A 23,099-nucleotide genomic window follows, 5' to 3' on the forward strand; every position below is an offset into this window, starting at 1 on the left:
GTCTTGAGCCATAAAAGAAATGAATATTAAAATCACACATACCCTTCGATTTGCAACACAGGGTGGTGATACTCCTGAGGGTGATGGCGTGATGTTTTCGGTCTGAAATTATCACTGGTGGATTCCGGTTAGCTATCCCGCGAATTTGGAATGTGCTTAGAATGCTGAAAACATAATGCTTAGGCCCGCGCCGGGTTAACCTTTAAAAAGCCTTGCTCCAAGTTTAGGCCATGAAGGGAGAAGTCCTGGTGCTAACTGGGATGGTGCTCATATTCACGGGCTTCCTGCTGGTGTTCCTCGGGACACTCATGAGCGCCTCCACCGCCGAGGTCGAGGGAGGAGGCGTGATAATGATAGGCCCAATCCCCATAGTCTTCGGCACGGGGAGGGGCGTGATAATCGCGATGGTACTTGCGGTTCTCCTCATGGTTCTGTGGATAATCGGAGCTCTGCTGGGTAGGGGTGGCTCATGAGCTACATACTCGACCTTTCGCTGCTCCTCGTTTTTGCCAAGAGCCTCGAGTGGCTGTTCGAGAAGAGGGAGATTCACCCGATTATTGCGCACGTTCTCACGGGGGTTATCCTGGGCCCCTTCGTCCTCGGAATAGTGGTTCCGGGCGAGGAGCTCAAGGTTCTCTCGGAGTTCGGGCTAATAATGATGATGCTCTACACGGGATTAACAAGTAATTTCTCCGCCATCTCGATCAACAAGTTCAAGGCCACGGTTGTAGCTTTCCTGGGGGTAGCTTTCTCCTTCATGTTCGGCTACGGTACGGTCACTTTCTTCGGCTACGGCACCGCGACGGCCATCTTCGTGGGAGCTGTCCTTGGGAACACGGCCATAGAGGTTACCAGCGGCGTCATAATGAGGGAGCGCGTTGACAGGAACGTCTCGTCAATACTCATGGGAGCGGCATTCGCCGACGACATCATGGCGGTTTACCTCATAGGCGTGATCACGGCCCTCTCGAGGGGAGCGTTCTCCCCGTTGGACATGCTCTTCCTGACCGTCAGGATAGTGGTTTTCATCGTAGCGGTTCTCGTCTTCTCGGAGCTTGTCTTCAAGCGCTCCAGAAGGATAAACTTCCTCATCAGGGACCTCAACACGTTCTTCACGTTCACGCTCGTGCTCACCTTCCTGCTCGCCCTCCTCGCGGAGGAAGCGGGGCTAAACCGCATAATCGGGGCCTATCTCGCGGGCCTGACCATAAGCCGGCTCCGCGAGAGGAAGGACCCCCTTATAATAAGCCGCATAAAGCTGAACGAACTCATAGGGGAACTCCAGGTGGTTCTCACGGAGTTCTTCATTCCCCTGTTCTTCATCTACGTCGGCCTCGTGTTCAACCCGCCGGTCTCTGAGATAAGCCTCGCCCTCATAGCGGCCCTTTACATGGCGGCGGTCCTTGGAAAGCTCCTCGGCTGCTCGCTGGGAATGAGGCTCTTCCGCTTTGACTGGAATCGTTCGTTGATGGTGGGAATCGGCATGGGCGGAAGGGGAAGCCTCGAGCTGGCCATCCTCAAGTTCGGCCTGGACACCGGTCTAATCAACCAGCTCATATTCGCCTCCATAGTCATAGTCTCCATGTTAACGGCCCTCACGACTCCCCAGTTCTTCAAGCTCTACGTGAGGATGGTCAAACGCAAAGCTTAAACACCCCCCCGCTTAAGGGTTGGCAGGTGAGAAAATGATTCCGGCAGAGGGAATGGACGAGAAGGAAGTTCTGGCGGAGCTTGAGGAACGCCTTAAGGATGACCTCTCATTCGATTCGGGAAAGATTCTCGGTTCTATGTGCACCTATCCCCATCCTTTGGCCCTTAAAATCGTGATGCGCTACATAGACAGGAACCTCGGCGACCCGGGGCTCCACGCGGGGAGCAGAAAAATAGAGGAAGAGGCCGTTAACATGCTCGCCAACCTGCTCTCCCTTGAGAGGGGCTACGGGAACATAGTGAGCGGCGGAACGGAGGCGAACATTCTCGCAGTCAGGGCCTTTAGGAACCTCGCCGGTGTTGAGAATCCCGAGCTCATCCTCCCCGAGAGCGCCCACTTCTCCTTCCTCAAGGCGAGCGATTTGCTGGGAGTCAAACTCGTCTGGGCGGAGCTGAACGATGACTACACCGTCAACGTGAGGGACGTTGAGGCGAAAATCACCGACAACACTATAGGCATCGTTGGAATAGCCGGGACGACGGGCCTCGGTGTGGTGGACGACATCCCTGCCCTGAGCGACCTGGCCATTGACTACGGCCTTCCGCTCCACGTTGATGCCGCCTTTGGCGGTTTCGTCATACCCTTTGCCAGGGCCCTCGGTTATGAGGTTCCGGACTTTGACTTCCGGCTCAGGGGGGTGAAGAGCATCACCATAGACCCCCACAAGATGGGGATGGCCCCGATTCCAGCCGGAGGGATAATCTTCAGGGAGAAGCGCTTCGTTGAGGCCATAAACGTTCTCGCGCCCTACTTAGCCGGCGGTCAGGTGTGGCAGGCCACCATAACTGGCACAAGGCCCGGAGCAAATGCTCTAGCCGTCTGGGCCCTTCTCAAGCACCTCGGCTTCGAGGGCTATAAGGAAATCGTGAGGGAGAAGATGGAGCTGGCGAGGTGGTTTGCTGGGGAGCTAAAGAAGATACCGGGGATTTACCTAATAAGAGAGCCCGTGCTGAACATCGTCTCCTTCGGCTCTGAAAAGCTGGAAGAACTTGAGGAGGCCCTCAAAGCACGGGGCTGGGGAATAAGCGCCCACCGCGGCTACATCAGGATCGTGGTCATGCCGCACGTGAAGAGGGAGCATCTGGAGGAGTTTTTGAGGGATTTGGGGGAGATTGCAAAAAGGCTTTAAAGTTGTCCGACAAATTGACCCATAGGTGAGACAGTGACAACGGGTGTGAAGGTTTCTGTAAGACTGCCCCCGAAGCTTGCCGAGGAGATAGACTCGCTCGTTAAAGAGGGCCTCTTCAGCAACAGGAGCGACCTGATAAAGGAGGCGATAAGGTACTACATCAGGGAGCTCAGGAAGGAGCTCACGGACGAGGAAAGGTGGAGGCTGAAGGCCGTCGAGGACGTCCTCAAGGAGGACTGGGAGAGTGAGGAAGACAGCTTCTGGGACTCCTACTGAGGAGGGCCCTTCAAAAGGGGAGAGGTAATCCTCCTGCCGTTTCCCTTCAACGACCTTTAGAAAGTGAAGACTAGGCCGGCCCTTGTCCTTTCAAGCGAGAGCTTCAACAGGAAGAGCAACTCACTTATAGTTGCCCAGATAACCTCCAACCTGAAAAGCGGTTTTAAAGAACTCAACGTCCTTGTAGTGGACGAAGACCTTGACAGGTATCCCGGAACAAGGCCCATAATACCTAGCATCGTCAAGCCCTACGTGATCTTCTCGGTCAACAAAAGGATGGTCATCAAGAGAATTGGCCTCCTGCGGGAGGGAAAGCTCGCCGAGGTCTATGAAAACCTTATGAATGTGCTCGACCTCACTCAGTAACGCCCTTTATGTCCACGTGGACGAAGGCGGTCTCGACCTCTTCCATCCCTTCAATCCTTCTCTTTACCTCCTCGCTGACGTCGTGGGCCTCTTTAAGCGTCATCTCCGGCGGTATTTCGATGTGCAGCTCCACGTGGAGCCTTGGACCGACGTAGTGCGCTCTCAAATCGTGGACGCCCTGAACTCCTTCAACACCCAGGGCAACCTCCTTTATCCTCTCGCAGACCTCAAAGGGGGGAGAGGTTCCCGTGAGGTAGTTCACGTTGGTGAGGGTTATCTCCACGGCCGCCTTCGCCACCAATAGCGCCACAACCAAACCGGCCAGAGCATCTCCGTAATTGAAGCCCGCCCTCTGGAGAATAAGTCCTACGAGCACCGCCACTGAAGATAAAGCGTCGCTCCGGTGGTGGTGGGCGTCCGCAACCAGTATCTGGTTTCCAAGCCTCTTCCCCACGGAGAGCGAATAACGCGCCATGGCCTCCTTTGAGAGGATTGAAAGGAGCGTCACGGAGAGCATCACCGCGTTTACCTCTATCGAGAGGCCCCTCCCTATGCGCCCTATAGCGTCCCGCGCTATCTCGTAGGCGACGAGAAGGAGGGCGAGGCCTATGAAAAAGGCGAAGAGCGATTCGAAGCGTGAGTGGCCGAAGGGATGCCCCTTATCTGCAGGTTTGGAGGAGATTTTCAGGCCGACGTAGCCTATGACGCTCGTTATCGTATCCGAGAGGGAGTGGACACCGTCAGAAATCAGGGCTATGCTCGAGTAGAGGAGGCCCACCCCTACCTTAACTCCTGCCAGGAGAACGTTTCCAAATATGCTAAGGATGATGGGCCTGTAAACCCCTTCCATGGCAAACCCTCAGTCCGTCACTCCCTCATCACAACTCAGGTAAGGCTGAACTCTTCATCGGGCAGAATGGAGTTGGCGGGGAAGCTTTTAAGGTTATCTTCCGGTTAACACAAAAGTCTTTTATTTGGTCCGTTCCATTTAATCTGAGGTGGTATTATGGCGAACAAGCCGAGGTATTCGATAAGGATTTACATGGGCTCAAAGGACAAGTACATCTCCCTGAGCCTCTGGGACGCTTACGTGAACAACAGGGGGCAGTTCAGACCCGCCAACGTTAGCATGGTTATACACAACGAGGACGTTGAGGCGAAGGCATCAATGAGGACGGAAACGGCGGCGAGGCTCGCGGCGGTGCTCCTCAACATGGTAGCAGAGGCCGAGAAGATAACCATGAAGGAGCGCATGAAGATAAGCATGGAGGAGAGGCTTGAGGAGCAGTTCCTCCTCGATGAGGAAGAGGAGAGCGTCGCGGAGGAAGTTGAGGAGATAGAAGCCAGCGTGGAGAAGTGATTTTCATGCGCTTCATCCCCCTCATCGTTTCGAGGCCGGAGATACAGATGGCCATAGATGAGGCCATAATGCGCGCCCGGATGGAGGGTAAGGTTGAGGACACTGTGAGGCTCTACGTCTTCAAGCCAAGTTCCATAACCATTGGAAGGTTCCAGAGTGTCGAGCACGACGTTGACCTCGAGAGGGCGGAGGAGCTGGGAATTCCAGTGGTGAGGCGCATAACCGGTGGCGGGAGCGTCTTCCACGACGAGTACGGGGAGGTAACGTATTCGGTGGTCGTCGGCGAGGAGCTTCATCCTGAACTTAAGGATATCCATAAGAGCTACCGCCTCCTGGCTTCACCGCTCGTGGAGGCCCTTAGGGAGCTCGGGCTCAAGGCGGAGTTCTCCGGCCTGAACGACATCGTTGCCAACGGCCGGAAGATAAGCGGCTCGGCACAGACGAGGAGGAAGGGTGTAATCCTCCAGCACGGGACGTTCATGTACCGCACGAGGCTTGACATATTATCCTCCGTCCTCAAGGTGTCGAAGGAGAAGCTGAAGGACAAGGGAATCGGGAGCATCTGGGAGAGGGTAACAACGCTCGAGCGCGAGGGGGTAACGATTACGATGATGGAGGCCTACGACCTCCTCAGGAGGAAGTTCTTCGAGGAGTTTCCGCTGGAGGAGGGGGAGCTCACGGACTACGAGCTCTCACTGGTGGAGAAGATACTCGAGGAGAGGTACGCGAGGGACGAGTGGAACCGCATGAAGTGAGCGCTCCCTTTCCCTTTCTCCAACTAGAGGGCCCCCTACGACCCCCAAAGTAACAGGTGATTCAAATGTCTAAAGAAAAGAGAAAGCTCAAAATCTACATTCCGGGCATCAAATTCCCCTCAATCTCGCTCACCGGGAACGCCTGCGCGCTGAACTGCGCCCACTGCGGGAGGCACTACCTCGAGGGCATGAGGAAACCAAGCGGAAGGGAGCTTCTGGACTACTGCCTCAACCTTGAGAGGGAAGGTTACACCGGCTGTCTTTTGAGCGGCGGTATGGATGGGCGATTAAAGGTTCCCCTCGACTTCTACGCGGACGAGATAAGGGAGATAAAGCGGAGGACGGGCTTGAGGCTCAACGCCCACGTCGGTTTCATTGACGAGAACGATTTGGAGTGGGTGAAGTGGGTTGATGCAGTTTCCCTCGACTTCGTTGGCGATGACGACGTGATAAGGCGCGTTTATAAGATAGACAAGACCGTTGATGACTACCTCAGAATCCTCGACCTTCTGACGGAGGCAGGGGTGAGGATTGCACCCCACATCACGATAGGCCTCGACTTTGGGAGGGTTCACTGGGAGTACAGGGCCATAGATGCCCTCGTTCAGTACCCCATAGACGTTCTGGTTCTTGACGTCCTCATACCGACGAAGGGGACGGAGATGGAGGGGATTTCAGCTCCTTCCGTTGAGGAGAGCCTTAAAGTTGTGCGCTACGCGAGGGAGCGCTTCGAAGGGGAGCTCAGCATAGGCTGCATGCGGCCCCTTGGTAGATGGAGGCTTGAATTCGACAGGGGGGCGATTTTAGCCGGTGTTGACAGGATAACCAACCCGCCGAGAAAGGTCATCGAGTGGGCGAAAACCGTCAGGGACGTTGAGATACTCTACGAGTGCTGCGTGATGTGAGCTACTCCCCCCTCAGCTCCTTCAGGCGCTCTATTTTGTACTCCTCCACGACCTTCATGAACTTCTCGAGCTCCCTCTGCCTGTCCTCCTCTTCCCACTCCTTTATCTTCTCCTCTATCGCCCTCTCGAGCTCCTCCCTGTCGGCTATGGCGAAGTCATCAACCCTCTTGACCTCAACATCCACCACGGGAATCTTCGCCTCCCTGAGCGTTTCGTACACGAGGTTGGGGAGTTCCTTGTCGCACACCACCGCTCTTATCCTTCTCTCCACGAGGTGCTCCGCTATGCTCCGTCCGGCGCCGGCGGGGTTGACGACGTACACCACGTCGCCCTTCTTGAGGCCAGCTCCCCTCTCCAGCTCCTCCAGGTCGCGCCACGTGAGGTTTTCGAGAACCTTAAGCGGGACCGCGCTTCCGCGGAGCTCCATGAGGTGCATCCTCTTCGCGAGCACGAGGTCTTTTCCAAGGCGCTCTATTACGGCCTTCGCCTCCCTGAGTTCCCTCTCCAGCTCCGCTATCCTCTTCAGCTTTGCTTCGAGTTCTCTCTCCCTCAGCACGCGCGCCCTTATCTCGTCGTCGTAGTCCACGAGCCGGCGCTCCAGCCTTCCGATTGTCTTTCTCTGTTCGGCTATTATCTTCTTCAGCTCCCTGTTCTCCTGCTCGAGGAGCTCAAGGCTTCTCTCAAGCTCGCGGATGCGTTTGATGAAGGGTTCAACGTCCACCTTTTCCTCGCCGCCGCTCTCGGGCTCTTCGCGGGGCCTCTCCTTTACGGTGACCTTCGTGATGGCCTCACCGAGGTTGTAGCCCTGGAGCACGAGCGCCTTCACCTCGTTCTCCTTCCTCTGCAGCCCGAGTTCCCTGAGTCGGGCATCCACGTGGTCGAGCTTTGGCTTGAAGCGGAGGTATGCTTTGTAGGCGGCCGCCAGTGCGTCCCTTTGGTGGTCGTCGTCAACCTCAACCCCAAGGGATTTTATTATCTCGTTCTTCTCCTCCACGCGCAGGCTCTCCCTTGGAACGAAGAGTATTGCCTTGAATGAGCTCGCTATCTTCTCGACGAGCCCCGGTGCCGGGGAGACGTCCGTGGCCACCACCACGGGGTGCCCAACGTCGCTTATGAACCTGAAGATGTCCCCAACACCCATGTTCCTCTCGCTGTGAACCGCCACAACTTTCCCCCTGAGGTCTATTGCCCCGATCCCCACGGTTATGCCGGGGTCAATGCCCACGATAACGTTCTTCCTCCTCTCCGCGATGACCTCCCCGCTCAGGGGCGCGAAGTCGAACTTCTCCCTCTCAACCGGGAGAACCCTCACCTCAACGTCCCCCCCGCTCATGGGCTTGACTATCCCAGCGAGCTCTTCCCTCCCGGCGTACACCCTGAACTCCCCGCGCTGCAGGCCATAGTCCTTCTCCTCCACCTCGAGGTCGAAGGGAACCCCTGAGCGCCTGAGGGCCTCCTCAATGTTCCTCACCTTCGCCTGCACGAGGTTGTGAACTCTCCTTCTGTAGCGGTCCTGGCTCCATCCGCCCTTTCCCTGGCTCCTTCCGCGCGCAACAACAACCCTCGTTTCCTCTTCAAAGGCTATGACCTCGTGACCAACACCTTTAGAGGCAAGGAGGGCGCATGCCTTTGCCTCTTCGTAGGGGTCGAACCTGTCGGCCACTCTTATGCCGTGCTCCTTCGCCAGGCTAAGCAGGGGGCGCTGTTCGCCGGGTCTCCCGGTAACCTGGACGAGCTTCGTCCCCTCCGGGAGCGAGCGTATGAACCTCCTCACCTCCGCCTCGCTCCCGAGCTCGTATATGTTGTCAAAGGCCACAATATCTGGCCTCTTGGCGCGGATGAAGCGGATTAACCTGTAGGCCGTGAACTCACCTTTTTTCTCCACCCTGCCGTTGAACCACGCCACCACCGCGAAGCGCTTTGGGTTCTCGCTGATTACATCCACGCCAAGGATGAGAATAGGCACCACCTCTCCTGTGGATAGCTTCTCCCGTCCCTTTTAAAAGGTTGTCTTTTGCCGTTTTTGAGGTAATCTATTCCATACCATACCCAAAATTTGAACATTTCAATGTTAATTTTTTGGCCGTTTTCCACAAAATTTATATACTTCCCATCGAAGACTTTAGTAAGGGAAATCGTGAACGCGTTCTACAACGAGAAGGCATACGACGTTGTGATTATAGGAGCCGGCCCGGCTGGTCTTTTCGCGGCCTACGAGCTGGCAGAAAAAGGCGATTTTAGGGTTCTCGTGGTTGACGAGGGGGGCGAGGTAGACAAGCGCGTCTGCCCTATGGAGGAGCTTGGCTACTGCGTCGGCTGCAAGCCGTGCCATATAATGAGCGGCGTTGGAGGAGCAGGCGGCCTAAGCGACGGTACAGTAAACCTTCGTCCGGACATTGGTGGTGATTTGAGCGAACTGACAGGAGATGAGAACTACGCATGGCAGCTCATATGGGAGGTTGATCAGATACTTCTCCGCCACGGTGCTCCAAGGAACGTCTTCAAAGGAAACCCTGACCAGCTCAGGGAGTGGGAACGCAGGGCGGCCCAGGCAGGGGTTAAGTTCATCCCCATCATCCAGCGTCACATAGGGAGTGACCACACGCCGGAAGTTATTGGGAGCATAAAACGCTATCTTGAGGAGAAAGGCGTCGAGTTCCTCCTCTGGACGAGGGTGGAGGAATTCAGGAAGGGGGAGATCATAGCAAGGCGCGGCAATGACACCTTTAAGATAAACGCCCGATACATAATCGTCGCCCCCGGGCGTGGCGGTGCATCATGGTTCCACGATGTGGCGGAAAAGATAGGCCTCAGGGCCAGACACGGCCCCATTGACGTTGGCGTCCGCGTTGAAGTCCCTGCTATAATAATGGAGGAGATAACGAACATAAACCATGATCCCAAGTTCCACATCTACACGGACACCTACGACGACTTCGTGAGGACTTTCTGCACCAACCCGAACGGCTTCGTCGTTGAGGAGAAGTACGAGTCCTACGTTGGGGTTAATGGCCACTCCATGCGCGATAGAAAGAGCAACAACACCAACTTCGCCTTTCTCTCGCGTATAGAGCTGACGGAGCCCGTTGAGGACACCACCGCCTACGGGAGGAGCATAGCACAGCTTGCAACGACCATAGGGGGAGGTAAGCCCATCCTCCAGCGCCTCGGCGATCTCAGGAGGGGGAGGAGGAGCACGTGGAGCAGGATAAAGAAGAGCGATGTGGATCCTACACTCAAGCACGTCACACCTGGGGATATAGCGATGGCTCTCCCGCACCGCGTAGTTACTAACATCATAGAAGGCCTCGAAAAGCTCGACCGTGTTATACCGGGCGTTGCGAGCGATTACACCCTCCTCTACGCGCCGGAGATTAAGTACTACGCCATGAGGGCGGAGGTGGATGAAAACCTCGAAACGAGCATCGAGGGTATTTTCGCGGCTGGAGACGGCGCTGGCTTGAGCAGGGACATAACCAATGCCGCGGCCACTGGAATACTCGCGGCTAGGGGGATACTCATCAAGGAGGGCATCTACTCGGGCTCGGAGTTCCGGAAGAGGGGCAACTGGAGGGCTGAGATAGAGTCGCTGGAGTGACTCGCACATTTGCATTTTTTCCATATCCCTGGGAGTTTCATTACTTAATCTTCAGCCTCTGCCCAATTATGTGGGATACACGGTTCATTTTTGGGGGAATATTGTAAATTTTTTTAATAGTGGATATCACCACGAAACCATAAAATTTATATATGTTTTTTTGGTCTCTTTTATGAGCATCCATATACATGGGTGCTCTCTTTAATGAGGTGATGGATAATGAAAGGCAGGACTGGTGTAATACTCGCACTGCTGCTGGTTGGTTTGATGTTTGGAACGACCCTCGCAGGACCTGAAATGGCCAAGAATAGGGTTGTGACGTACAATACCCTAGAGAAAACCTACGGGAAGGCCAAGCCTCAGCTCTACGCGAAGCTGCAGAGCCTTCCAGACGACGCTGAAATAAGCACCATAGTCGTTCTGAAAGACTACTCATACATGCCGAAGGCGAGAAAAGTTCTCGAAAAGCTCGGTGAAATCAAGTACGAGTACAGGATCATCCCGGGCTTTGCCGTCAAACTCAAGGTCAAGGACGTCAAGAAGCTCGCCGCCCCCGGAAAGCTCGACATGCTCCTCCAGAGCCTTGGATTAGCTCCCAAGATCGAGGGGTTAGCGTACATGGAGGACGACTTTAAGGTTAGGATCGCCCTCGACTACTCCACCGGTCAGGTGAGCGCCACCACAATGTGGAGCCTCGGCTACGACGGAACGGGAATAACTGTCGCCGTTATTGACACGGGAATAGACGGGAACCACCCCGACCTCAAGGGCAAGATTGTGGGGTGGTACGATGTCGTTAACGGGAAAACCTACGCTTACGACGACCAGGGGCACGGAACCCACGTGGCTGGAATAATAGCGGGAACCGGTGCCGCGAGCAACGGCAAGTACAAGGGCGTTGCTCCGGGTGCCAAGCTCGTTGGTGTGAAGGTTCTTGGCGCCGATGGTAGCGGAAGCGTTAGTGACATCATAGCCGGCGTTGACTGGGTCGTCCAGAACAAGGACAAGTACGGAATAAGGGTTATAAACATGAGCCTCGGTGGTGCCGGAAGCTCCGACGGAACGGACTCCCTCAGCCAGGCCGTCAACAACGCCTGGGACGCGGGGATAGTTGTTTGTGTCGCCGCTGGAAACGAGGGGCCCAACACGAAGACCATAGGCTCGCCCGCGGCCGCCTCGAAGGTCATCACCGTTGGTGCCGTTGACGACAGCGACACCATAGCGAGCTTCTCCTCGAGGGGGCCCACAGCCGACGGAAGACTCAAGCCCGAGGTCGTTGCCCCCGGTGTTAACATAGTGGCCGCCCGCGCCAGCGGAACGAGCATGGGAAGTCCCGTAAACGACTACTACACCTCCGCCTCGGGAACGTCAATGGCCACCCCGCACGTCGCCGGTATCGCCGCCCTCCTCCTCCAGGCCCACCCGAGCTGGACGCCCGATACTGTGAAGACGGCCCTCATAGAGACCGCAGATGTCGTCAAGCCGAGCGAGATAGCGGACATAGCCTACGGTGCCGGTAGGGTCAACGCCTACGAGGCCTACAAATACGATTCCCTCCAGAAGCTCACCTTCTCAGGCTACGTTGCCGACAAGGGCTCCCAGGAACACACCTTCACCATAGACAGCGCCTCCTACGTCACGGCCACCCTCTACTGGGACAACAGCGGAAGTGACATAGACCTCTACCTCTACGACCCCAACGGCAACCAGGTGGACTACTCCTACACTGCCTACTACGGCTTTGAAAAGGTGGGCTACTACAACCCGGCCCCCGGAACCTGGAAGGTTAAGGTGGTCAGCTACTCCGGAAGCGCTAACTACAACGTTGACGTCGTAATAGACGGAACCGGCTCAAGCGGCGGCGGAGGAACCCAGCCCACGGTTGATGAGAAGACCTTCACCGGCTACGTCCACGACTACTACGATACCAGTGACAGCTTCACCATGACCGTCAACAGCGGCGCCACCAAGATAACGGGAGACCTTACCTTCGACACGAGCTCACATGACCTCGACCTCTACCTCTACGACCCCAACGGCAACATCGTTGACCGCTCAGAGAGCTACAACAGCAACGAGCACGTTGAATATGCAAACCCTGCCCCAGGAGACTGGACGTTCCTCGTCTACGCCTACAACACCTACGGCTGGGCCAGTTACCAGCTCGATGCGAAGGTCTACTACGGATGAAAAAGCTTTTCTTCTTCCCTCCCTTTTTCCTTTGGGGTGGTTGAAGTGAAGAGGATTGTTATAATCATCCTGCTCATATCCTCTCTTTTCACTCCTGTCCTCTCCGAGGAGGTGCCCTACGTCTTCACGCCCTCCGTGCCGTACACCGCTTTTTCCGCCATATCTCTCTACGAGAGCGGCCACTACGCTGACGCTTTGGGCGCCTGCGAGTGGCTTGACCTGCTGAGGAAGGACGACGGTTCATGGGGCGAAACTGCCTTCTCGGCCCCCTCCGCGAAGTTCACGGCCCTCTCGCTGATGGCGCTGATGAGGTGTGAAAACCTTGCCCGCGGCCTCTATGAGGGGGACATCAACGCGGCCGCGTACTGGCTCCTCTACACCCAGGGCGACGATGGCTCCTTTGGGGACGTAACCGACACGGCCCTTTCCCTCCTGGCCCTGAGGGAGTACGCTGAATCGGGTGAGATAAATGTGGAGCCCGCGCTTGAGAGGGGCGAGAAATGGCTCAGGGGAAAGAGGGGCGAGAACGACGTGGAGGAGCTCTTCCGCCTTCTGGTCCTGGGGGGATAGGGACGGCATAAGGACTCTTAAGCTTGAAGGTGAGGATGAAGCCTACAGATACTTCGCCCTCGCCTACCTCGGAGAGGAGGTGGACGTTAACGGAACCTTCAAAACGCCGGTAGGAAACGCGCTGGCACTCTTCGCCTCCCGTTCGGAGAGATACTACAACGCTCTGAAGTCCAGGGGGGCCTTTGGCTTCTGGGGGGTTAAGAGATACAACACCGTTGAGCTCCTCGATGTGGCCAGCGTGAGGGGGTTTGAGGAGATGAGGCCAATAGCCTGCAGGTACGTGGACAGGATTTCCCCGCGCACGGACGTGGAGAAGGTTGTGTTCGCCCGCTACCTAATGGAGTGCGGTGTCAAACCGGATTTGAACGTCAACGAGAGCACCCTCCTTCCCTGGATGGTGGCGGAGGTTGCGAGGGTTAAGGCCAGCCTCGGGCAGGACTACTCCCATGAGGTTTCACTCCTCAGGGAAAGCGACTGGGGCGACTTTTACAACACGGCCTACGTGGCGTGGGTTTTTCACTCCCTCAACGAGAGCGTCCCGGAGGGGGCTTTGGACTACCTGGCCCGGAACCTCACGGAGGGATACCCCACGTACTACTACGCCTACGCCCTCATGGTCTTCCACGATTTTAATATGGCGGAGTTTAACGAAACGCTGGCGATACTTGAGGATTACCAGCGGCCCAACGGCGGTTTTGGCTACAACAGAGACTCCTCCCCCGGGTTGAGGAGCACCTCCCTCGTTCTCCAGGCGCTCGAATACGCGGGAGTTGAAAACGAAATCTATGAGAAGGGACGTAACTTTTTGAGGAAGACCCTCTACGCGGAGGTTCCCGAAGTTGAGCGTGATGGGGACACGTTGAGGCTCCAGAACGCGACCTTCCTGCTGATAAGGGACTCCAGCTTCGTGGGCAAAGTTGAGAACGCCACTTCCACGGAGGGCTTCGATGGTGTCCTGCTGGTTTACCCCTCGGAGAATCCGTTGATGGTGGAGGCAATACCGATGAAGGGCTTTTCACCGGCGGAGGGAGCTCTCAATGTGGAACACGTCGCGCTCCCGGTCCTACTCGCCCTCGCACTCATCCTCCTCGTGGTTGGAAGGCGCCGATAGAAAGGGTTTTATGCCTTTATTCCCATAATTCCGGCGGTGGGTGCATGAAGGGTCGTACGTTTACAATCACCCTAGCGGTTTTGCTCTTCTCCGCGGCCTATCTCCTGAACTCCGGGATGGCCCTACCCGACCCTTCCACCCTCCCCGTGGATTCCGAACACTTCTTAAGCTACGCTCTTCTTTTTACGGCCACTCTCCTCCTATTCCTAGGCCTCATCGGCGATAGCTCATACGCGCGGGCCCTTTATATCCTCACGACGCTCCTTCTGGTCATGTGGTTCCTCAACGGGTGGGATGCCCTCTCGGTTTCTCCCTCCTTCGTGAATGGCCCCGTCTCCGAGGCCCTCCGCATTCAATCGGGCGTTTACCCACGCGAGCCCCTCGCCTACATCCTTTACCCGTGGGTCGCTTTCTTCGGGTTTGATGACGTTTCCCTGCTCTTCCTGCACTCCTATATCATATTCCTCGTCGCTTCCCTGATGTTCTTTCTCGTCCCGAAACCTTCCAGGGAGATGGGTTTTGTCCTCTTCGGCATGTTCTTCTCTGTGCCCTACGTAAGGGCCTCCATTTCAACGCTTTCCAGCTCGCTCTTCCTCCTCCTTCTCTTCAAACTCCTCCTGGCCGTTGGATTGAACTTCACCTTCGTGAAGAACAGGGGCGTGGCGGTTTTTGAGGTGGTTGTTTTCGCGGCACTTACCGCGGCCACAGCTCTCCTATCCCCCGCGGCCCTTCTAGTTCCGGTGGCGTTCATAATAACCTATCCCAAGGGCTACAGGCGCAACTACCTCTATCTGCTCCTCACTACCGCATTCCTCCTTATTGAAAACCACTTCTTCGGCCTGCCCCTTCCGATGTGGAGAACCGCCGTCCCGGAAGTTCCGCTAAAAGAGTGTGCCGTTCCCCTCTCCCTCCTCATCTATGGATTGGGGGAGGCCCATAGGATGGGCATAGGAAGAAGGGGAGGAGTTGGCCAGACATGGTTCCTTGGATGGGCCACGCTCCTATTCGGCCTATTATACCTCATCCTCGAGCTTCCGTTCCTCCCTCTGGCCCTTGTGCTCTCTACCTTCGCCCTGAGGCTCGTGCTCCTCCCTAGTCGAACTTCACGGCCCCAATGACCGCTGGCTTCAGGTAGGGGCCTATGGCCTTGATGATGCCCGGTGCCTGCGTGTCCTTCTTGAGTATGAGGAGAGTCTCCATGAGGCCGAGCTCCTCCATCCTTACCACGTCCCTTGAGTGGCCCGTTTTGAGCAGGGCTTCCTCCACGCGCTCGCTGATGGTTCCCGCGATGAAGAGCTTGTCGTGGCCGTCGGTTATCCAGCGCCTTATCCTCTTGAGCTGCCTGTCGGAGAAGTGAACCTCAACTTCCCTCGCCCCGAACTCTACCTTCTCGACCCTCACTTCCACGGGGAGGTTGTCCACCCACCCGAAGTCCCTTATCATCTTCCTGACCGCTTTGTCCCCAAAGGTCTCTTTCAGGTAGTAGAGGGGCATGAGGGCGTCCTTCGGGCGCGGGGAGAAAATTCCAATATCAACGTAAACGCCGTAGCCGACCTTTCCAAGGTCCGTGAAGCGTCCCCGGTAGGTCTCTCCTTCCTCAATCGCCCTGAGCCTGTAGGGAACCTCTCCAAACTCCTGCCTCACGAGGTTCGCGCTCACCTCCTCGTCCTCGCCGCTGAGTGAGACCTTCACCCACTGCTTCTCCGTGATGGAGAGCTTCCAATCAACCTCAAGGTCGCCGATAAGGGCGCTGAGCTTTTTGTCAAGCTTCCTAAAACCGCTCCTGTCTCCGTAAACCTTCTCAAGAATAACAACTTCCATGGTCGCACACCCCTTCCATTCGATGGGTTGGGGTGGAGAAGAGGCCTTATAAAGCTGTTGGTTTAAGATTCCAGAAGAGTTTCAAAGCCCGAGCTCTTTCTCAAGCTCGGCTATTCTTCTCTTGAGCTCTTCCACGATCTCTCGATTGTCGTATTCCGTGAGCATGGCCCCGCATATCGGGCACTGGAACTCGTACTCCATGGCCTCGTCGAAGGTCAGCTTCGGGTGCCCCGGTGTCCCGCAGGTGTAGTATATCTCCCCTGTCTCCTCCTCGAGCATGCGCTTGAGGGTTTTGAGCTCCTCCATCTTCTTGGCCCTGAGGACTTCGGGGAGACGCTTCATCTCGAGACGCCAGTAGTAGTAATACCATCCGGTCTCCTTGTCCCTCAGCCTCTTGAAGTCGGCGAGCTTCTGGTCGTAGAGCATGTAGAGGACTTTCCTCACGGTGTTTACCCGAATCCCGGTGGCCTCCGCAAGCTCCTCATCGGTGGCCTCCTTTTTCTTTTCGAGAGCCTTGACTACCTCAACTGCCTCATCGCCACCCATGCCCTGCACGAGCTCAATGAACGCCTTTCGCATTTTCCTTTTTGCCATGGTGAAACCTCCACACTCCCTATTGTACCCTTAGAAGATTATTATCGCGCGACTCTGCCAGTAGAGTGCGTTTCAATTAGTATCTATGACCAACCAGATATATATAGGTTTTTGTTGCAAAAAGTGGTGTAATGTACAAAAAAGAACATCAATCGGTGAAGTACTCCTCGACGAGCTCCTTGGCGGAGGGCTTGTAGAGCTCAAGAATCTCGAGCTTCTCTATAACGTTGCCCTCCTTAACGCTGAGCTTAACTTTTCCACCGTAAACCTGAAGATCCAGAAGGCCGTATATGGCATCCTCCGCCTCGAGAGGGGTTTTAAACTTCATTATGAACTCTCCCTCATTCTCATCAATGAGCTTGACCCAGAACTCGTTCTTTCTCTTGAATGGACGCGTGACCTTTGGCTTGAACTTGTCAATGATGATTTCCAAGTGCTCCACCTCCAAGGGTATGCTGCTCCGGTTGTTTATCCATATGGGATTAAAAACTTTTAAGCCTTTTCTTTTTAATTTTACCCTGTGATGTTAACATGCTGACGCTGGCACTCTACAACTCGTACGATCCCAAAAGGCTTCACGAGGCCCACCTGAGGGCGATCGCGCGGGCGGCTCCCGTGGCATACGCCTTCGGCTTTCATCTGGCGCTGATTGGCTTTCCACTCTCCGGGAAGCCCCTCGACGTGGCGGAGGAAACCGCGAAGAACACTACCATAGGCGAAGGCGGGAGGTACCTCGTTGAGCTGGCAAGGAACAACCGCTTCCATCTCCTCGAGTTTCCAAAAAAAGGCTTTCCACCCCAGTTTGGACGGATAATAGCCACCACGAGGAAACCGGGGGCATCTAAGAGCATTGACTCACTTGAGCTCGCCCGCAGGGCCCTGAGGGGAGAGAGCTTCATGCTGGTGGTTGGGCTTGGACGCCACGGCCTACCGAAAGAGATATTTAAGATGGCTGACTATCACCTCGACATAACCGACGGCAGGGGCGTGAGCTTTGAGACGTGCACCGCCATCGGCGCCATCCCCACGAAGATTAAAACCCTGATGGAGGCGTTGAAATGGACGAAAAAATGAAGAAGGAGCTTAAGGAAACGGTCGCTTTCTTTGTGGTGGCCCTCGTGGTTGTTTTCGCGTTCCACACCGGGCTTAAGTTCGCGCTCCACACGGATTCCCCCCTCGTGATAGTCGTGAGTGGTTCCATGGAACCCGTTTTCTACAGGGGTGACGTGGTTCTCCTGAAGGGCGTGAAGCCTGAAGAGGTTGAAATCGGCGACGTTGTCGTTTACAACCGCCCCTACACGAAGTACCCCATAATCCACCGCGTCAGGGGTATAGAGGAGTACAACGGGGAGAGGTGCTTCGTAATACAGGGCGACAACAACTTCATCCACGACTTCTACCCAACGCCCGCGGGGGAGATAGACTGCGTGCCCGCCAGCGCGGTGGAGGCCAAGGCCCTCATGGTGTTCCCCAAAATCGGCTACATTCCGATGGAGATAAAGGAGAAGCTGGGCATGGGTTGAGTTTTTGATTTTTCCCTATTGTATCGGCCCTTCCCCTAAATGAGGGTGAAAGAAACTTTGCCCAGCAGGCTTTTTAGAAAAAGCTTGACCAATGAAACTTTGCTCTGCAAGCTTTTTAGAAAAGCTTGACCAAAAAACTCTCCCTTCTTTTTTTAACTAGCTTGTTGGAGGGGCGTATGCTCGCTCTGGAGGCAACTCCATGCGGGTTTACTCTCTAAACTCATTCGCAAATTGTGATTTCGAACTTTCTTTTTAGTGCCCTTGGGCACTATACTGTGAGGAAATCCTGCCAAATCAGCAGGTTAGGGAGTAAACCCGCTTAAAAACTTGCTTGTTAGAATCTCATACTCCTCTTCCGCCAGCGCTTTCGTAAGAAAGGGCTGTACTGGTGGGCCCGCGGGGATTCGAACCCCGGACCTCCGCCGTGTCAAGGCGACGTCATAACCAGTCTAGACCACGGGCCCAGCCCAAAGTGTGGTGGACCGGCCGGGATTTGAACCCGGGGCCTCCGCCTTGCCAAGGCGGCGCTCATACCAGGCTGAGCTACCGGCCCACCCGATTTCCTCACCACATCCTCTATAGGCCTTGAATCAATGTCCAAAGCCACACGAAGGAGGCTTTCGACCACACGGCTCACATTCGGCCATCTTTCCTTAGCAAGTGTCCACACGTGTGCGTCCAGAGTGAGGTTCACCCTCCTCCGGATCCGCCGAGGCCGTTTGCGAGCCTCCCCCACAGCACTTCCCCGTGTACGTACACCACCGGCTTCCTCCGCCGACGACAATAACACCACCTCAAATGACTTTATAAATTTTACGGTTAAAAACCCATCGCCAGAACAACCCTCAATCCTTAGCCTCCTCCCTCATGAGAAACAACTTTATTTGAGAATACAACTTTATTAATAATGTTCATCTTAAACAACCTTGGTGAATCTAATGAACCTTGAGTACTGGGTCGGGTACATAGTAGCAGGCGTAACAGTCGGAGTCACAATACACTTCCTCCAACTCCTAATGAACATATACAGCAGAATCGGAGTGGCAGAAGACAAAATAAACACCGACTTCGAAAAACGCTTCGACAGAATCGAAAAACGCTTTGACTCCATAGACCAACACCTCAAAGACATAGACCAAGACATAAGAGACCTAAAAGAAAGAACCGCCAAAGTAGAACAAAACCTCCAAGACCTACCCCAACAACTTATGACCCTAATCCAAAAAGAACTCGCAGACTTTGAGAAAAGACAAATTCAAGGAGGCCGAGAACAATGACTAAACTAACACCCGAAGAAGTCCAAAGAAGAAGAGAACTCACCGAAAAACTCCAAAAAGGAACACTCACCCCCGAAGAAGCTCAAGAACTCATAGAAATCCTTGAAAAAGAAAAGAAAATCGCCGAAGAAGAACGCGACTTCGCGGCACTCGTCGCAATATTCCTCCTCCTCGCACTCATCTCAATGTACCTAAACAAAAAACAATAAAACCTCAACCCTCCACCAGAACAACCCCCAACCGACAAACTTTTTAGGAACAACGCTAAAATCCAACGTAGGGGAAGAACCATGAGCACCAGGAAAAAAGAAGACGAAATCTTCGCAGGAATGATCGGCGGAGGAATACTCGGCGGAATCCTCGCCGGAGCACCCGGAGCCATAATAGGCGCCATCCTCGGAATCCTCATAACATCAACCGACAACGAAGACAAAAAGAACACCCCCACCCCAAGGTGAACCCCCTTGCAATTCGACTGGATCAGCACATCCGGCCTAATCGCAATCCTCCTTCTCGCACTCCACAAAACCCACCAAAAAACCACCCTCCGCCAAATCCCCCTAAAAACCGTAGCCACCTACTTCCTAACCTCCAACACCCTAATGGCCTCACTCCTCCTCATAAGCTACGGAATCTTCGGATGGCCACAAAACGTCATCAACGACCTCGGCCGATGGCCACTCCTATTCTCCGGAGCCGCACTCTTCAAAATCAGCTACGACACAATAAAAGACGAAATGCAAACCTAAAGAAAAAACCCGAAAAAAACCAAACTAACGCCTCCTACTTCTTACTCAGAGCATAAAGCAAACCCAGAAAAAATATTATCGCGAGTAGAGCATTAAAATCCTTCTGCTCTTCAGCAATCTTCTTCTCTTTCTCCAAAATCCTCGCAAGCTCAACAGCCTCCTCCCTGGTAATAGTACCCGCCTGAAGCTTTGTAGTCAACTCCCTACGCCGATAAATCTCCTCAGGAGTCAACTCAGTCAACGGGACTCACCCCCAATCATTTGCTTAAGAAGAGCATTCTCAAACTCCACAAGATTCCGATTAAACTCAGTCGGAAGCGAGTCCAAACGACTCTCAACCCTAGTTATTCTCTCAGACACATCACTCATCGTCTTCCTTATATCCTTGATATCACCTCGAATCTCTCGAAGATCACCATAAAGCTGCTGATTCCTAGACTCAACAACCCTCCACAAGAACACTAAAAGCGGAACCAAAACAACCCCAATAGTCGAAACAATAATCCCAATAAGCTGACCCAGCGAAAGCTGAACCACCGTATCCCCAACCATACAACCACCACAATAAAACATAAAGAAAACCACCTAAAAAACCTAACCCTCCACAGGAACAACCTCAAGACTTGTTAGAAGACTTTGCTTTTTTGACTTCAATGATCTCGATGATGAGTGTGTCCCCCTCTTTTGCACCAATCGAACTTCTTATGCTGGCAGGGATAAGTACTCTCCCAAATTTATCTAATTTGACCGGAATTCTTGCAAGACTACGCTCACTCATGTGAACCCCCCAATCATCATTTGTCAGATTTGCATATAAACCTTACCTTTTCCTGCCATATATTGCCATATTTTACCATGTTCTTGAACGGAAGACGGCAGAACTCACCAGAAAGTATATATATCTTGCCAATATTTGGCAAATTTGAGCAATATTTGGCAGGTGATACCAATGGAATGGAAGGACTGGAACACCTTTCCAGATGTGGACTCGACGGTTGTGAAGGCTTTGCGAACTTTAGTTTTTAACGAGGTTATGCGAAAAAAGCAGATTATACGTCCCATAGACGCCAGAGAGTATCCTCGCCGTGTTAAGGATGGCCTCACCCTGATTGGAGCAAGAATCATCTGGTTCTTCGTTCAGAACAGCAACGAATGGACACCTCTAGGAAGAGTTCGGCATTACTTAATCAACAAATACGGCTACGCTCCAACGACGGTAGACGGTTCTGGAATGATGGTCATAAGAACTCTTTGCGAAGAGGACGAGGAACTAATCAGACTCAAACCAGATCTGTATTATCAGGCGATAGAGGTCATAGAGAATGAGGAAACTGCCGAAGAACTCTCCGAGAGATTCCCTATTCTTGACTTAGAGTTCTATGCAAGATGGCTAGATGAGCATGAAAACCATAGAACAGTTCCTTCAACTCACAACCACGATTCTGAGGAAGATGAGGACTCAGAGCCTTCTGTTGAGCTTGTTTTGAGGAATGGGTCTCGTGTTCGGATTGTTCTGGAGGTCGTCGTCAAGAACGTTCGTTTTGAGGTGGTCTGAATGCGCGTCGTCTCGGTGTTTGAGTTGAGGGGACTTCCCCTCGAGGAGGCCATGAAGAAGCTCAGGGAAGCCGAGTGGGTCCTAGACGAGGACTGTCTACTCTACCCCGCCGACCTGTACAGGGAATTCATCCCCGCCAGCAACTGGAGAAATCTCCCGAAACGGGAGAAAACAGCTTCACACCCTAAGAATTCTCCCATCAAACACCATGTGGTGAGAGCATGACCTTATCCCATGAATCCACCCTAACAAGACCCCCAGTAAAACCAAACCGCCGAAAATTCCTCACCAGGGAGGAGTTTGAGGCGCTCAGGCGCGTTATTCCAGAACTCCCCGCCCTCAGAGTTCTGGAATGGGATGACAGAATGCTAGTGGAGTGGAAGAAGTACAAGGGCATGCGTCCGGATGGCGGGCTCCTCCGCGTGGTGGGGAAGCGGAGGAAAAAACTCATAGTGTACCTTCCACGGCGCGAGTTCCACGCGGGCTGGAGTTGCAACAACTACGCGTACCACTACATTGCCTTCGGCGGCGAGGAGGGTGGAGTGCTGATTTTCTTTGTTTTATGGATCCTTCACCGTGAGTGTGGCTCGGAAAGGGTTCCTGTGCGGTTTGAGGACCGTGTCTGGCTCTACCGCTATCGAGTTGGTGAAACTGTCGAAGAAACCGAGCTCTAAGGTGGTGGTTTGGAATGGCACTCGTGATTGAATACGTGAACCTACTCGAATTGAGCAAGGTTAAGAACGCACTTGAAACCATTGAAGACCTCAGGAAAATAACCCCCGTCGAGGTCGTAAGCATCGAAACGGAAGAGAACACGGTAAAACTCACGCTTAAAGTGCCAAACAAGCACGTGAACCTCGCGAAAGAGAAATTCCCCAACGCGGTGGTGGTAGCATGACGGAATGGGTGGTTTTTAGGTATCGGTTCAACGAGACTACAAAGTGCTGGGAGTATGACGGAGTGACGATCTTCGGTTCCGATGAGCTACTTCTAAACTATCTCCGCTCGCAGGCACACGTTGGCAGCGTTCTACCTTACCGGTACGAAATCACGACCATGCTCCGTCCAGAAAGGAGGGATACCGAATGACCAGCGACGGCGACAGGCGGAACCTAATCACAACCAACAGGGATCTACGGAGAATGAGGAGAAGGACCATAAGCGCCATCTTCAACCATCTCCACGGTTTTGCCGCACACGAAGAGTTCTCAGACCTCGTTCAAGAAGCAAAAGAAAAGTACGGCATCACAAGGATCGGCGTTTTTGATGTGGACATGCTCATCTGGGACTTCAAGAACGGCCTTCCGATAGCGCTCCTCGAAGTCAAAAACCGCCACCAGCTCCAAGAAGACAACGAGTACGCTATCTTTGATGAACCACAGTACACCTTCCTCGAGGACCTCGGCAACTACCTCGGCGTTCCCGTCTTCTACGTGGTCAAGACGCGGGTGAAGTGGCTCGTCTGGAAGGTCGAGAGAGGCCTCGCCGTGAGGAGAAAACTCGCCGACGGGAGGAAGATAGTTCTCTTACCGCTCGACAAGGCCGCACGATACAACCACGGCGAGATGGTCCACAGGTTCTTGAAGAGGTTAATGGAGAGGTGAAGAGA

The 23,099-nt window shown here is 54.2% G+C and carries 33 protein-coding genes and 2 tRNA genes; 25 read left to right on the forward strand and 10 right to left on the reverse strand.

The features are described 5' to 3' along the window. Positions 1-230 precede the first annotated feature (230 nt). From PFER_RS08465 to PFER_RS08485, 5 genes are all read left to right on the forward strand, one after another. Positions 231-473: a TIGR00304 family membrane protein gene (locus PFER_RS08465; RefSeq protein WP_048151178.1), complete on the forward strand. Its 243-nt coding sequence runs from the start codon at positions 231-233 to the stop codon at positions 471-473. Next, positions 470-1,651: a cation:proton antiporter gene (locus tag PFER_RS08470; RefSeq protein ID WP_048151179.1), complete on the forward strand. Its 1,182-nt coding sequence runs from the start codon at positions 470-472 to the stop codon at positions 1,649-1,651. Before PFER_RS08465 ends, PFER_RS08470 begins: the two co-directional genes overlap by 4 nt. A gap of 34 nt (positions 1,652-1,685) precedes the next feature. Continuing rightward, positions 1,686-2,840, forward strand: a complete 1,155-nt coding sequence (gene mfnA, locus PFER_RS08475; protein WP_048151180.1) for a tyrosine decarboxylase MfnA — start codon at positions 1,686-1,688, stop codon at positions 2,838-2,840. A gap of 33 nt (positions 2,841-2,873) precedes the next feature. Beyond that, positions 2,874-3,116 (forward strand): ribbon-helix-helix domain-containing protein, encoded by a 243-nt coding sequence (locus PFER_RS08480; protein WP_048151182.1) that lies wholly within the window; start codon positions 2,874-2,876, stop codon positions 3,114-3,116. 63 nt (positions 3,117-3,179) lie between these two features. After that, positions 3,180-3,482, forward strand: coding sequence for a type II toxin-antitoxin system PemK/MazF family toxin (locus PFER_RS08485; protein ID WP_211255084.1), 303 nt, complete (start codon positions 3,180-3,182; stop codon positions 3,480-3,482). Here the strand turns inward: PFER_RS08485 and PFER_RS08490 are convergent. Continuing rightward, entirely contained in the window at positions 3,472-4,332 is an 861-nt protein-coding gene (locus PFER_RS08490) for a cation diffusion facilitator family transporter (protein WP_048151185.1), read from the reverse strand. The two genes, PFER_RS08485 and PFER_RS08490, sit on opposite strands and share 11 nt — an antisense overlap. Before the next feature lie 156 nt (positions 4,333-4,488). On the opposite strand from PFER_RS08490, the gene PFER_RS08495 reads away from it, so the two are divergent. From PFER_RS08495 to PFER_RS08505, 3 genes are all read left to right on the forward strand, one after another. Next, positions 4,489-4,842, forward strand: coding sequence for a hypothetical protein (locus PFER_RS08495; RefSeq protein ID WP_048151187.1), 354 nt, complete (start codon positions 4,489-4,491; stop codon positions 4,840-4,842). Positions 4,843-4,847: 5 nt separating this feature from the next. Then, positions 4,848-5,597, forward strand: coding sequence for a lipoate--protein ligase family protein (locus PFER_RS08500; RefSeq protein ID WP_048151189.1), 750 nt, complete (start codon positions 4,848-4,850; stop codon positions 5,595-5,597). A gap of 65 nt (positions 5,598-5,662) precedes the next feature. Next, complete coding sequence (locus PFER_RS08505) at positions 5,663-6,502, forward strand: radical SAM protein (RefSeq protein ID WP_048151191.1); 840 nt, start codon at positions 5,663-5,665, stop codon at positions 6,500-6,502. Between the two features lies 1 nt (position 6,503). Here the strand turns inward: PFER_RS08505 and PFER_RS08510 are convergent, their stop codons facing one another. Further along, positions 6,504-8,468, reverse strand: coding sequence for a DUF460 domain-containing protein (locus PFER_RS08510; protein ID WP_048151193.1), 1,965 nt, complete (start codon positions 8,466-8,468; stop codon positions 6,504-6,506). A gap of 102 nt (positions 8,469-8,570) precedes the next feature. On the opposite strand from PFER_RS08510, the gene PFER_RS08515 reads away from it, so the two are divergent. From PFER_RS08515 to PFER_RS08530, 5 genes are all read left to right on the forward strand, one after another. Beyond that, positions 8,571-10,100, forward strand: a complete 1,530-nt coding sequence (locus tag PFER_RS08515) for an NAD(P)/FAD-dependent oxidoreductase (protein ID WP_084593945.1) — start codon at positions 8,571-8,573, stop codon at positions 10,098-10,100. Between the two features lie 219 nt (positions 10,101-10,319). Beyond that, positions 10,320-12,290, forward strand: a complete 1,971-nt coding sequence (locus tag PFER_RS08520) for a S8 family serine peptidase (RefSeq protein ID WP_048151195.1) — start codon at positions 10,320-10,322, stop codon at positions 12,288-12,290. A gap of 45 nt (positions 12,291-12,335) precedes the next feature. Further along, the gene (locus PFER_RS12045; protein WP_084593942.1) at positions 12,336-12,860 is read left to right on the forward strand and encodes a hypothetical protein; all 525 of its coding nucleotides are present in this window, start codon (positions 12,336-12,338) and stop codon (positions 12,858-12,860) included. Then, positions 12,760-13,971, forward strand: a complete 1,212-nt coding sequence (locus PFER_RS08525) for a hypothetical protein (protein ID WP_084593943.1) — start codon at positions 12,760-12,762, stop codon at positions 13,969-13,971. The genes PFER_RS12045 and PFER_RS08525 overlap by 101 nt, the downstream gene beginning before the upstream one ends. A 44-nt stretch (positions 13,972-14,015) precedes the next feature. Beyond that, a complete protein-coding gene (locus PFER_RS08530; protein WP_048151197.1) occupies positions 14,016-15,089 on the forward strand; it encodes a hypothetical protein in 1,074 nt (357 codons plus the stop codon). Here PFER_RS08530 and PFER_RS08535 read toward each other — a convergent pair. The 3 genes from PFER_RS08535 to PFER_RS08545 all read right to left on the reverse strand — a co-directional run bounded on the left by PFER_RS08535 (position 15,064) and on the right by PFER_RS08545 (position 16,819). Beyond that, positions 15,064-15,792 (reverse strand): DUF2110 family protein, encoded by a 729-nt coding sequence (locus tag PFER_RS08535; protein WP_048151198.1) that lies wholly within the window; start codon positions 15,790-15,792, stop codon positions 15,064-15,066. The genes PFER_RS08530 and PFER_RS08535 overlap by 26 nt on opposite strands. Positions 15,793-15,873: 81 nt before the next feature. Beyond that, a complete protein-coding gene (tfe, locus tag PFER_RS08540) occupies positions 15,874-16,386 on the reverse strand; it encodes a transcription factor E (protein WP_048151200.1) in 513 nt (170 codons plus the stop codon). A 148-nt stretch (positions 16,387-16,534) separates the two neighbouring features. After that, complete coding sequence (locus PFER_RS08545; protein WP_048151203.1) at positions 16,535-16,819, reverse strand: hypothetical protein; 285 nt, start codon at positions 16,817-16,819, stop codon at positions 16,535-16,537. Between the two features lie 98 nt (positions 16,820-16,917). On the opposite strand from PFER_RS08545, the gene PFER_RS08550 reads away from it, so the two are divergent. Further along, complete coding sequence (locus PFER_RS08550; protein WP_048151205.1) at positions 16,918-17,460, forward strand: DUF531 domain-containing protein; 543 nt, start codon at positions 16,918-16,920, stop codon at positions 17,458-17,460. Further along, complete coding sequence (locus tag PFER_RS08555) at positions 17,445-17,909, forward strand: signal peptidase I (protein ID WP_048151207.1); 465 nt, start codon at positions 17,445-17,447, stop codon at positions 17,907-17,909. Before PFER_RS08550 ends, PFER_RS08555 begins: the two co-directional genes overlap by 16 nt. A gap of 386 nt (positions 17,910-18,295) precedes the next feature. On the opposite strand, the gene PFER_RS08560 is transcribed toward PFER_RS08555, so the two are convergent. Both PFER_RS08560 and PFER_RS08565 read right to left on the reverse strand, forming a co-directional pair. Beyond that, positions 18,296-18,373: transfer RNA gene (locus PFER_RS08560), tRNA-Val, on the reverse strand. Positions 18,374-18,384: 11 nt separating this feature from the next. Next, a tRNA-Ala gene (locus PFER_RS08565) sits at positions 18,385-18,462 on the reverse strand. 385 nt (positions 18,463-18,847) lie between these two features. On the opposite strand from PFER_RS08565, the gene PFER_RS08570 reads away from it, so the two are divergent. From PFER_RS08570 to PFER_RS08580, 4 genes are all read left to right on the forward strand, one after another. Beyond that, positions 18,848-19,186, forward strand: coding sequence for a hypothetical protein (locus PFER_RS08570; RefSeq protein ID WP_048151209.1), 339 nt, complete (start codon positions 18,848-18,850; stop codon positions 19,184-19,186). Next, complete coding sequence (locus PFER_RS08575; RefSeq protein ID WP_048151211.1) at positions 19,183-19,395, forward strand: hypothetical protein; 213 nt, start codon at positions 19,183-19,185, stop codon at positions 19,393-19,395. The genes PFER_RS08570 and PFER_RS08575 overlap by 4 nt, the downstream gene beginning before the upstream one ends. Before the next feature lie 81 nt (positions 19,396-19,476). Next, positions 19,477-19,644 (forward strand): hypothetical protein, encoded by a 168-nt coding sequence (locus PFER_RS12200; RefSeq protein WP_157255170.1) that lies wholly within the window; start codon positions 19,477-19,479, stop codon positions 19,642-19,644. A 6-nt stretch (positions 19,645-19,650) separates the two neighbouring features. Then, complete coding sequence (locus tag PFER_RS08580; protein ID WP_048151213.1) at positions 19,651-19,935, forward strand: hypothetical protein; 285 nt, start codon at positions 19,651-19,653, stop codon at positions 19,933-19,935. Between the two features lie 34 nt (positions 19,936-19,969). Here the strand turns inward: PFER_RS08580 and PFER_RS08585 are convergent, their stop codons facing one another. The 3 genes from PFER_RS08585 to PFER_RS12050 form a co-directional block, all read right to left on the reverse strand. Beyond that, the gene (locus PFER_RS08585) at positions 19,970-20,176 is read right to left on the reverse strand and encodes a hypothetical protein (protein ID WP_048151215.1); all 207 of its coding nucleotides are present in this window, start codon (positions 20,174-20,176) and stop codon (positions 19,970-19,972) included. Further along, on the reverse strand, positions 20,173-20,487 hold the full coding sequence (locus PFER_RS08590) for a hypothetical protein (protein ID WP_048151217.1): 315 nt from the start codon (positions 20,485-20,487) through the stop codon (positions 20,173-20,175). The genes PFER_RS08585 and PFER_RS08590 overlap by 4 nt, the downstream gene beginning before the upstream one ends. 64 nt (positions 20,488-20,551) lie before the next feature. Continuing rightward, positions 20,552-20,713 carry an AbrB/MazE/SpoVT family DNA-binding domain-containing protein gene (locus PFER_RS12050; RefSeq protein ID WP_084593944.1) on the reverse strand — a complete coding sequence of 54 codons (162 nt, stop codon included), beginning with the start codon at positions 20,711-20,713 and terminating at the stop codon, positions 20,552-20,554. 171 nt (positions 20,714-20,884) lie between these two features. Here PFER_RS12050 and PFER_RS08595 point away from each other — a divergent pair, with 171 nt between their 5' ends. From PFER_RS08595 to PFER_RS08620, 6 genes are read left to right on the forward strand one after another with little or no spacing between them, the layout of a single operon-like run. Further along, a complete protein-coding gene (locus tag PFER_RS08595; protein ID WP_048151219.1) occupies positions 20,885-21,490 on the forward strand; it encodes a hypothetical protein in 606 nt (201 codons plus the stop codon). Continuing rightward, positions 21,491-21,715, forward strand: coding sequence for a hypothetical protein (locus PFER_RS08600; RefSeq protein WP_048151222.1), 225 nt, complete (start codon positions 21,491-21,493; stop codon positions 21,713-21,715). Next, positions 21,712-22,164, forward strand: a complete 453-nt coding sequence (locus PFER_RS08605; protein WP_048151224.1) for a hypothetical protein — start codon at positions 21,712-21,714, stop codon at positions 22,162-22,164. Before PFER_RS08600 ends, PFER_RS08605 begins: the two co-directional genes overlap by 4 nt. Positions 22,165-22,178: 14 nt before the next feature. Then, complete coding sequence (locus tag PFER_RS08610) at positions 22,179-22,388, forward strand: hypothetical protein (protein WP_048151226.1); 210 nt, start codon at positions 22,179-22,181, stop codon at positions 22,386-22,388. After that, on the forward strand, positions 22,385-22,579 hold the full coding sequence (locus PFER_RS08615) for a hypothetical protein (RefSeq protein WP_048151228.1): 195 nt from the start codon (positions 22,385-22,387) through the stop codon (positions 22,577-22,579). The genes PFER_RS08610 and PFER_RS08615 overlap by 4 nt, the downstream gene beginning before the upstream one ends. Beyond that, positions 22,576-23,094 (forward strand): hypothetical protein, encoded by a 519-nt coding sequence (locus PFER_RS08620; RefSeq protein ID WP_048151229.1) that lies wholly within the window; start codon positions 22,576-22,578, stop codon positions 23,092-23,094. Before PFER_RS08615 ends, PFER_RS08620 begins: the two co-directional genes overlap by 4 nt. Positions 23,095-23,099 lie beyond the last annotated feature (5 nt).

Source organism: Palaeococcus ferrophilus DSM 13482, from assembly GCF_000966265.1.
GTDB lineage: Archaea > Methanobacteriota_B > Thermococci > Thermococcales > Thermococcaceae > Palaeococcus > Palaeococcus ferrophilus.

Bases quoted from the DNA above. Each gene is read 5' to 3' on its own strand.
- PFER_RS08495 (WP_048151187.1), top strand. From the start codon at position 4,489: ATGGCGAACAAGCCGAGGTATTCGATAAGGATTTACATGGGCTCAAAG.
- PFER_RS08550 (WP_048151205.1), top strand. From the start codon at position 16,918: ATGCTGACGCTGGCACTCTACAACTCGTACGATCCCAAAAGGCTTCAC.
- PFER_RS08525 (WP_084593943.1), top strand. From the start codon at position 12,760: ATGTGGAGCCCGCGCTTGAGAGGGGCGAGAAATGGCTCAGGGGAAAGA.
- PFER_RS08605 (WP_048151224.1), top strand. From the start codon at position 21,712: ATGACCTTATCCCATGAATCCACCCTAACAAGACCCCCAGTAAAACCA.
- PFER_RS08600 (WP_048151222.1), top strand. From the start codon at position 21,491: ATGCGCGTCGTCTCGGTGTTTGAGTTGAGGGGACTTCCCCTCGAGGAG.
- tfe (WP_048151200.1), bottom strand. From the start codon at position 16,386: ATGGCAAAAAGGAAAATGCGAAAGGCGTTCATTGAGCTCGTGCAGGGC.
- mfnA (WP_048151180.1), top strand. From the start codon at position 1,686: ATGATTCCGGCAGAGGGAATGGACGAGAAGGAAGTTCTGGCGGAGCTT.
- PFER_RS08515 (WP_084593945.1), top strand. From the start codon at position 8,571: ATGTTAATTTTTTGGCCGTTTTCCACAAAATTTATATACTTCCCATCG.
- PFER_RS12200 (WP_157255170.1), top strand. From the start codon at position 19,477: ATGAGCACCAGGAAAAAAGAAGACGAAATCTTCGCAGGAATGATCGGC.
- PFER_RS12050 (WP_084593944.1), bottom strand. From the start codon at position 20,713: ATGAGTGAGCGTAGTCTTGCAAGAATTCCGGTCAAATTAGATAAATTT.
- PFER_RS08570 (WP_048151209.1), top strand. From the start codon at position 18,848: ATGAACCTTGAGTACTGGGTCGGGTACATAGTAGCAGGCGTAACAGTC.
- PFER_RS08575 (WP_048151211.1), top strand. From the start codon at position 19,183: ATGACTAAACTAACACCCGAAGAAGTCCAAAGAAGAAGAGAACTCACC.
- PFER_RS08490 (WP_048151185.1), bottom strand. From the start codon at position 4,332: ATGGAAGGGGTTTACAGGCCCATCATCCTTAGCATATTTGGAAACGTT.
- PFER_RS08620 (WP_048151229.1), top strand. From the start codon at position 22,576: ATGACCAGCGACGGCGACAGGCGGAACCTAATCACAACCAACAGGGAT.
- PFER_RS08470 (WP_048151179.1), top strand. From the start codon at position 470: ATGAGCTACATACTCGACCTTTCGCTGCTCCTCGTTTTTGCCAAGAGC.
- PFER_RS08530 (WP_048151197.1), top strand. From the start codon at position 14,016: ATGAAGGGTCGTACGTTTACAATCACCCTAGCGGTTTTGCTCTTCTCC.
- PFER_RS08535 (WP_048151198.1), bottom strand. From the start codon at position 15,792: ATGGAAGTTGTTATTCTTGAGAAGGTTTACGGAGACAGGAGCGGTTTT.
- PFER_RS08555 (WP_048151207.1), top strand. From the start codon at position 17,445: ATGGACGAAAAAATGAAGAAGGAGCTTAAGGAAACGGTCGCTTTCTTT.
- PFER_RS08465 (WP_048151178.1), top strand. From the start codon at position 231: ATGAAGGGAGAAGTCCTGGTGCTAACTGGGATGGTGCTCATATTCACG.
- PFER_RS08610 (WP_048151226.1), top strand. From the start codon at position 22,179: ATGGCACTCGTGATTGAATACGTGAACCTACTCGAATTGAGCAAGGTT.
- PFER_RS08590 (WP_048151217.1), bottom strand. From the start codon at position 20,487: ATGGTTGGGGATACGGTGGTTCAGCTTTCGCTGGGTCAGCTTATTGGG.
- PFER_RS08520 (WP_048151195.1), top strand. From the start codon at position 10,320: ATGAAAGGCAGGACTGGTGTAATACTCGCACTGCTGCTGGTTGGTTTG.
- PFER_RS08500 (WP_048151189.1), top strand. From the start codon at position 4,848: ATGCGCTTCATCCCCCTCATCGTTTCGAGGCCGGAGATACAGATGGCC.
- PFER_RS08615 (WP_048151228.1), top strand. From the start codon at position 22,385: ATGACGGAATGGGTGGTTTTTAGGTATCGGTTCAACGAGACTACAAAG.
- PFER_RS08505 (WP_048151191.1), top strand. From the start codon at position 5,663: ATGTCTAAAGAAAAGAGAAAGCTCAAAATCTACATTCCGGGCATCAAA.
- PFER_RS08595 (WP_048151219.1), top strand. From the start codon at position 20,885: ATGGAATGGAAGGACTGGAACACCTTTCCAGATGTGGACTCGACGGTT.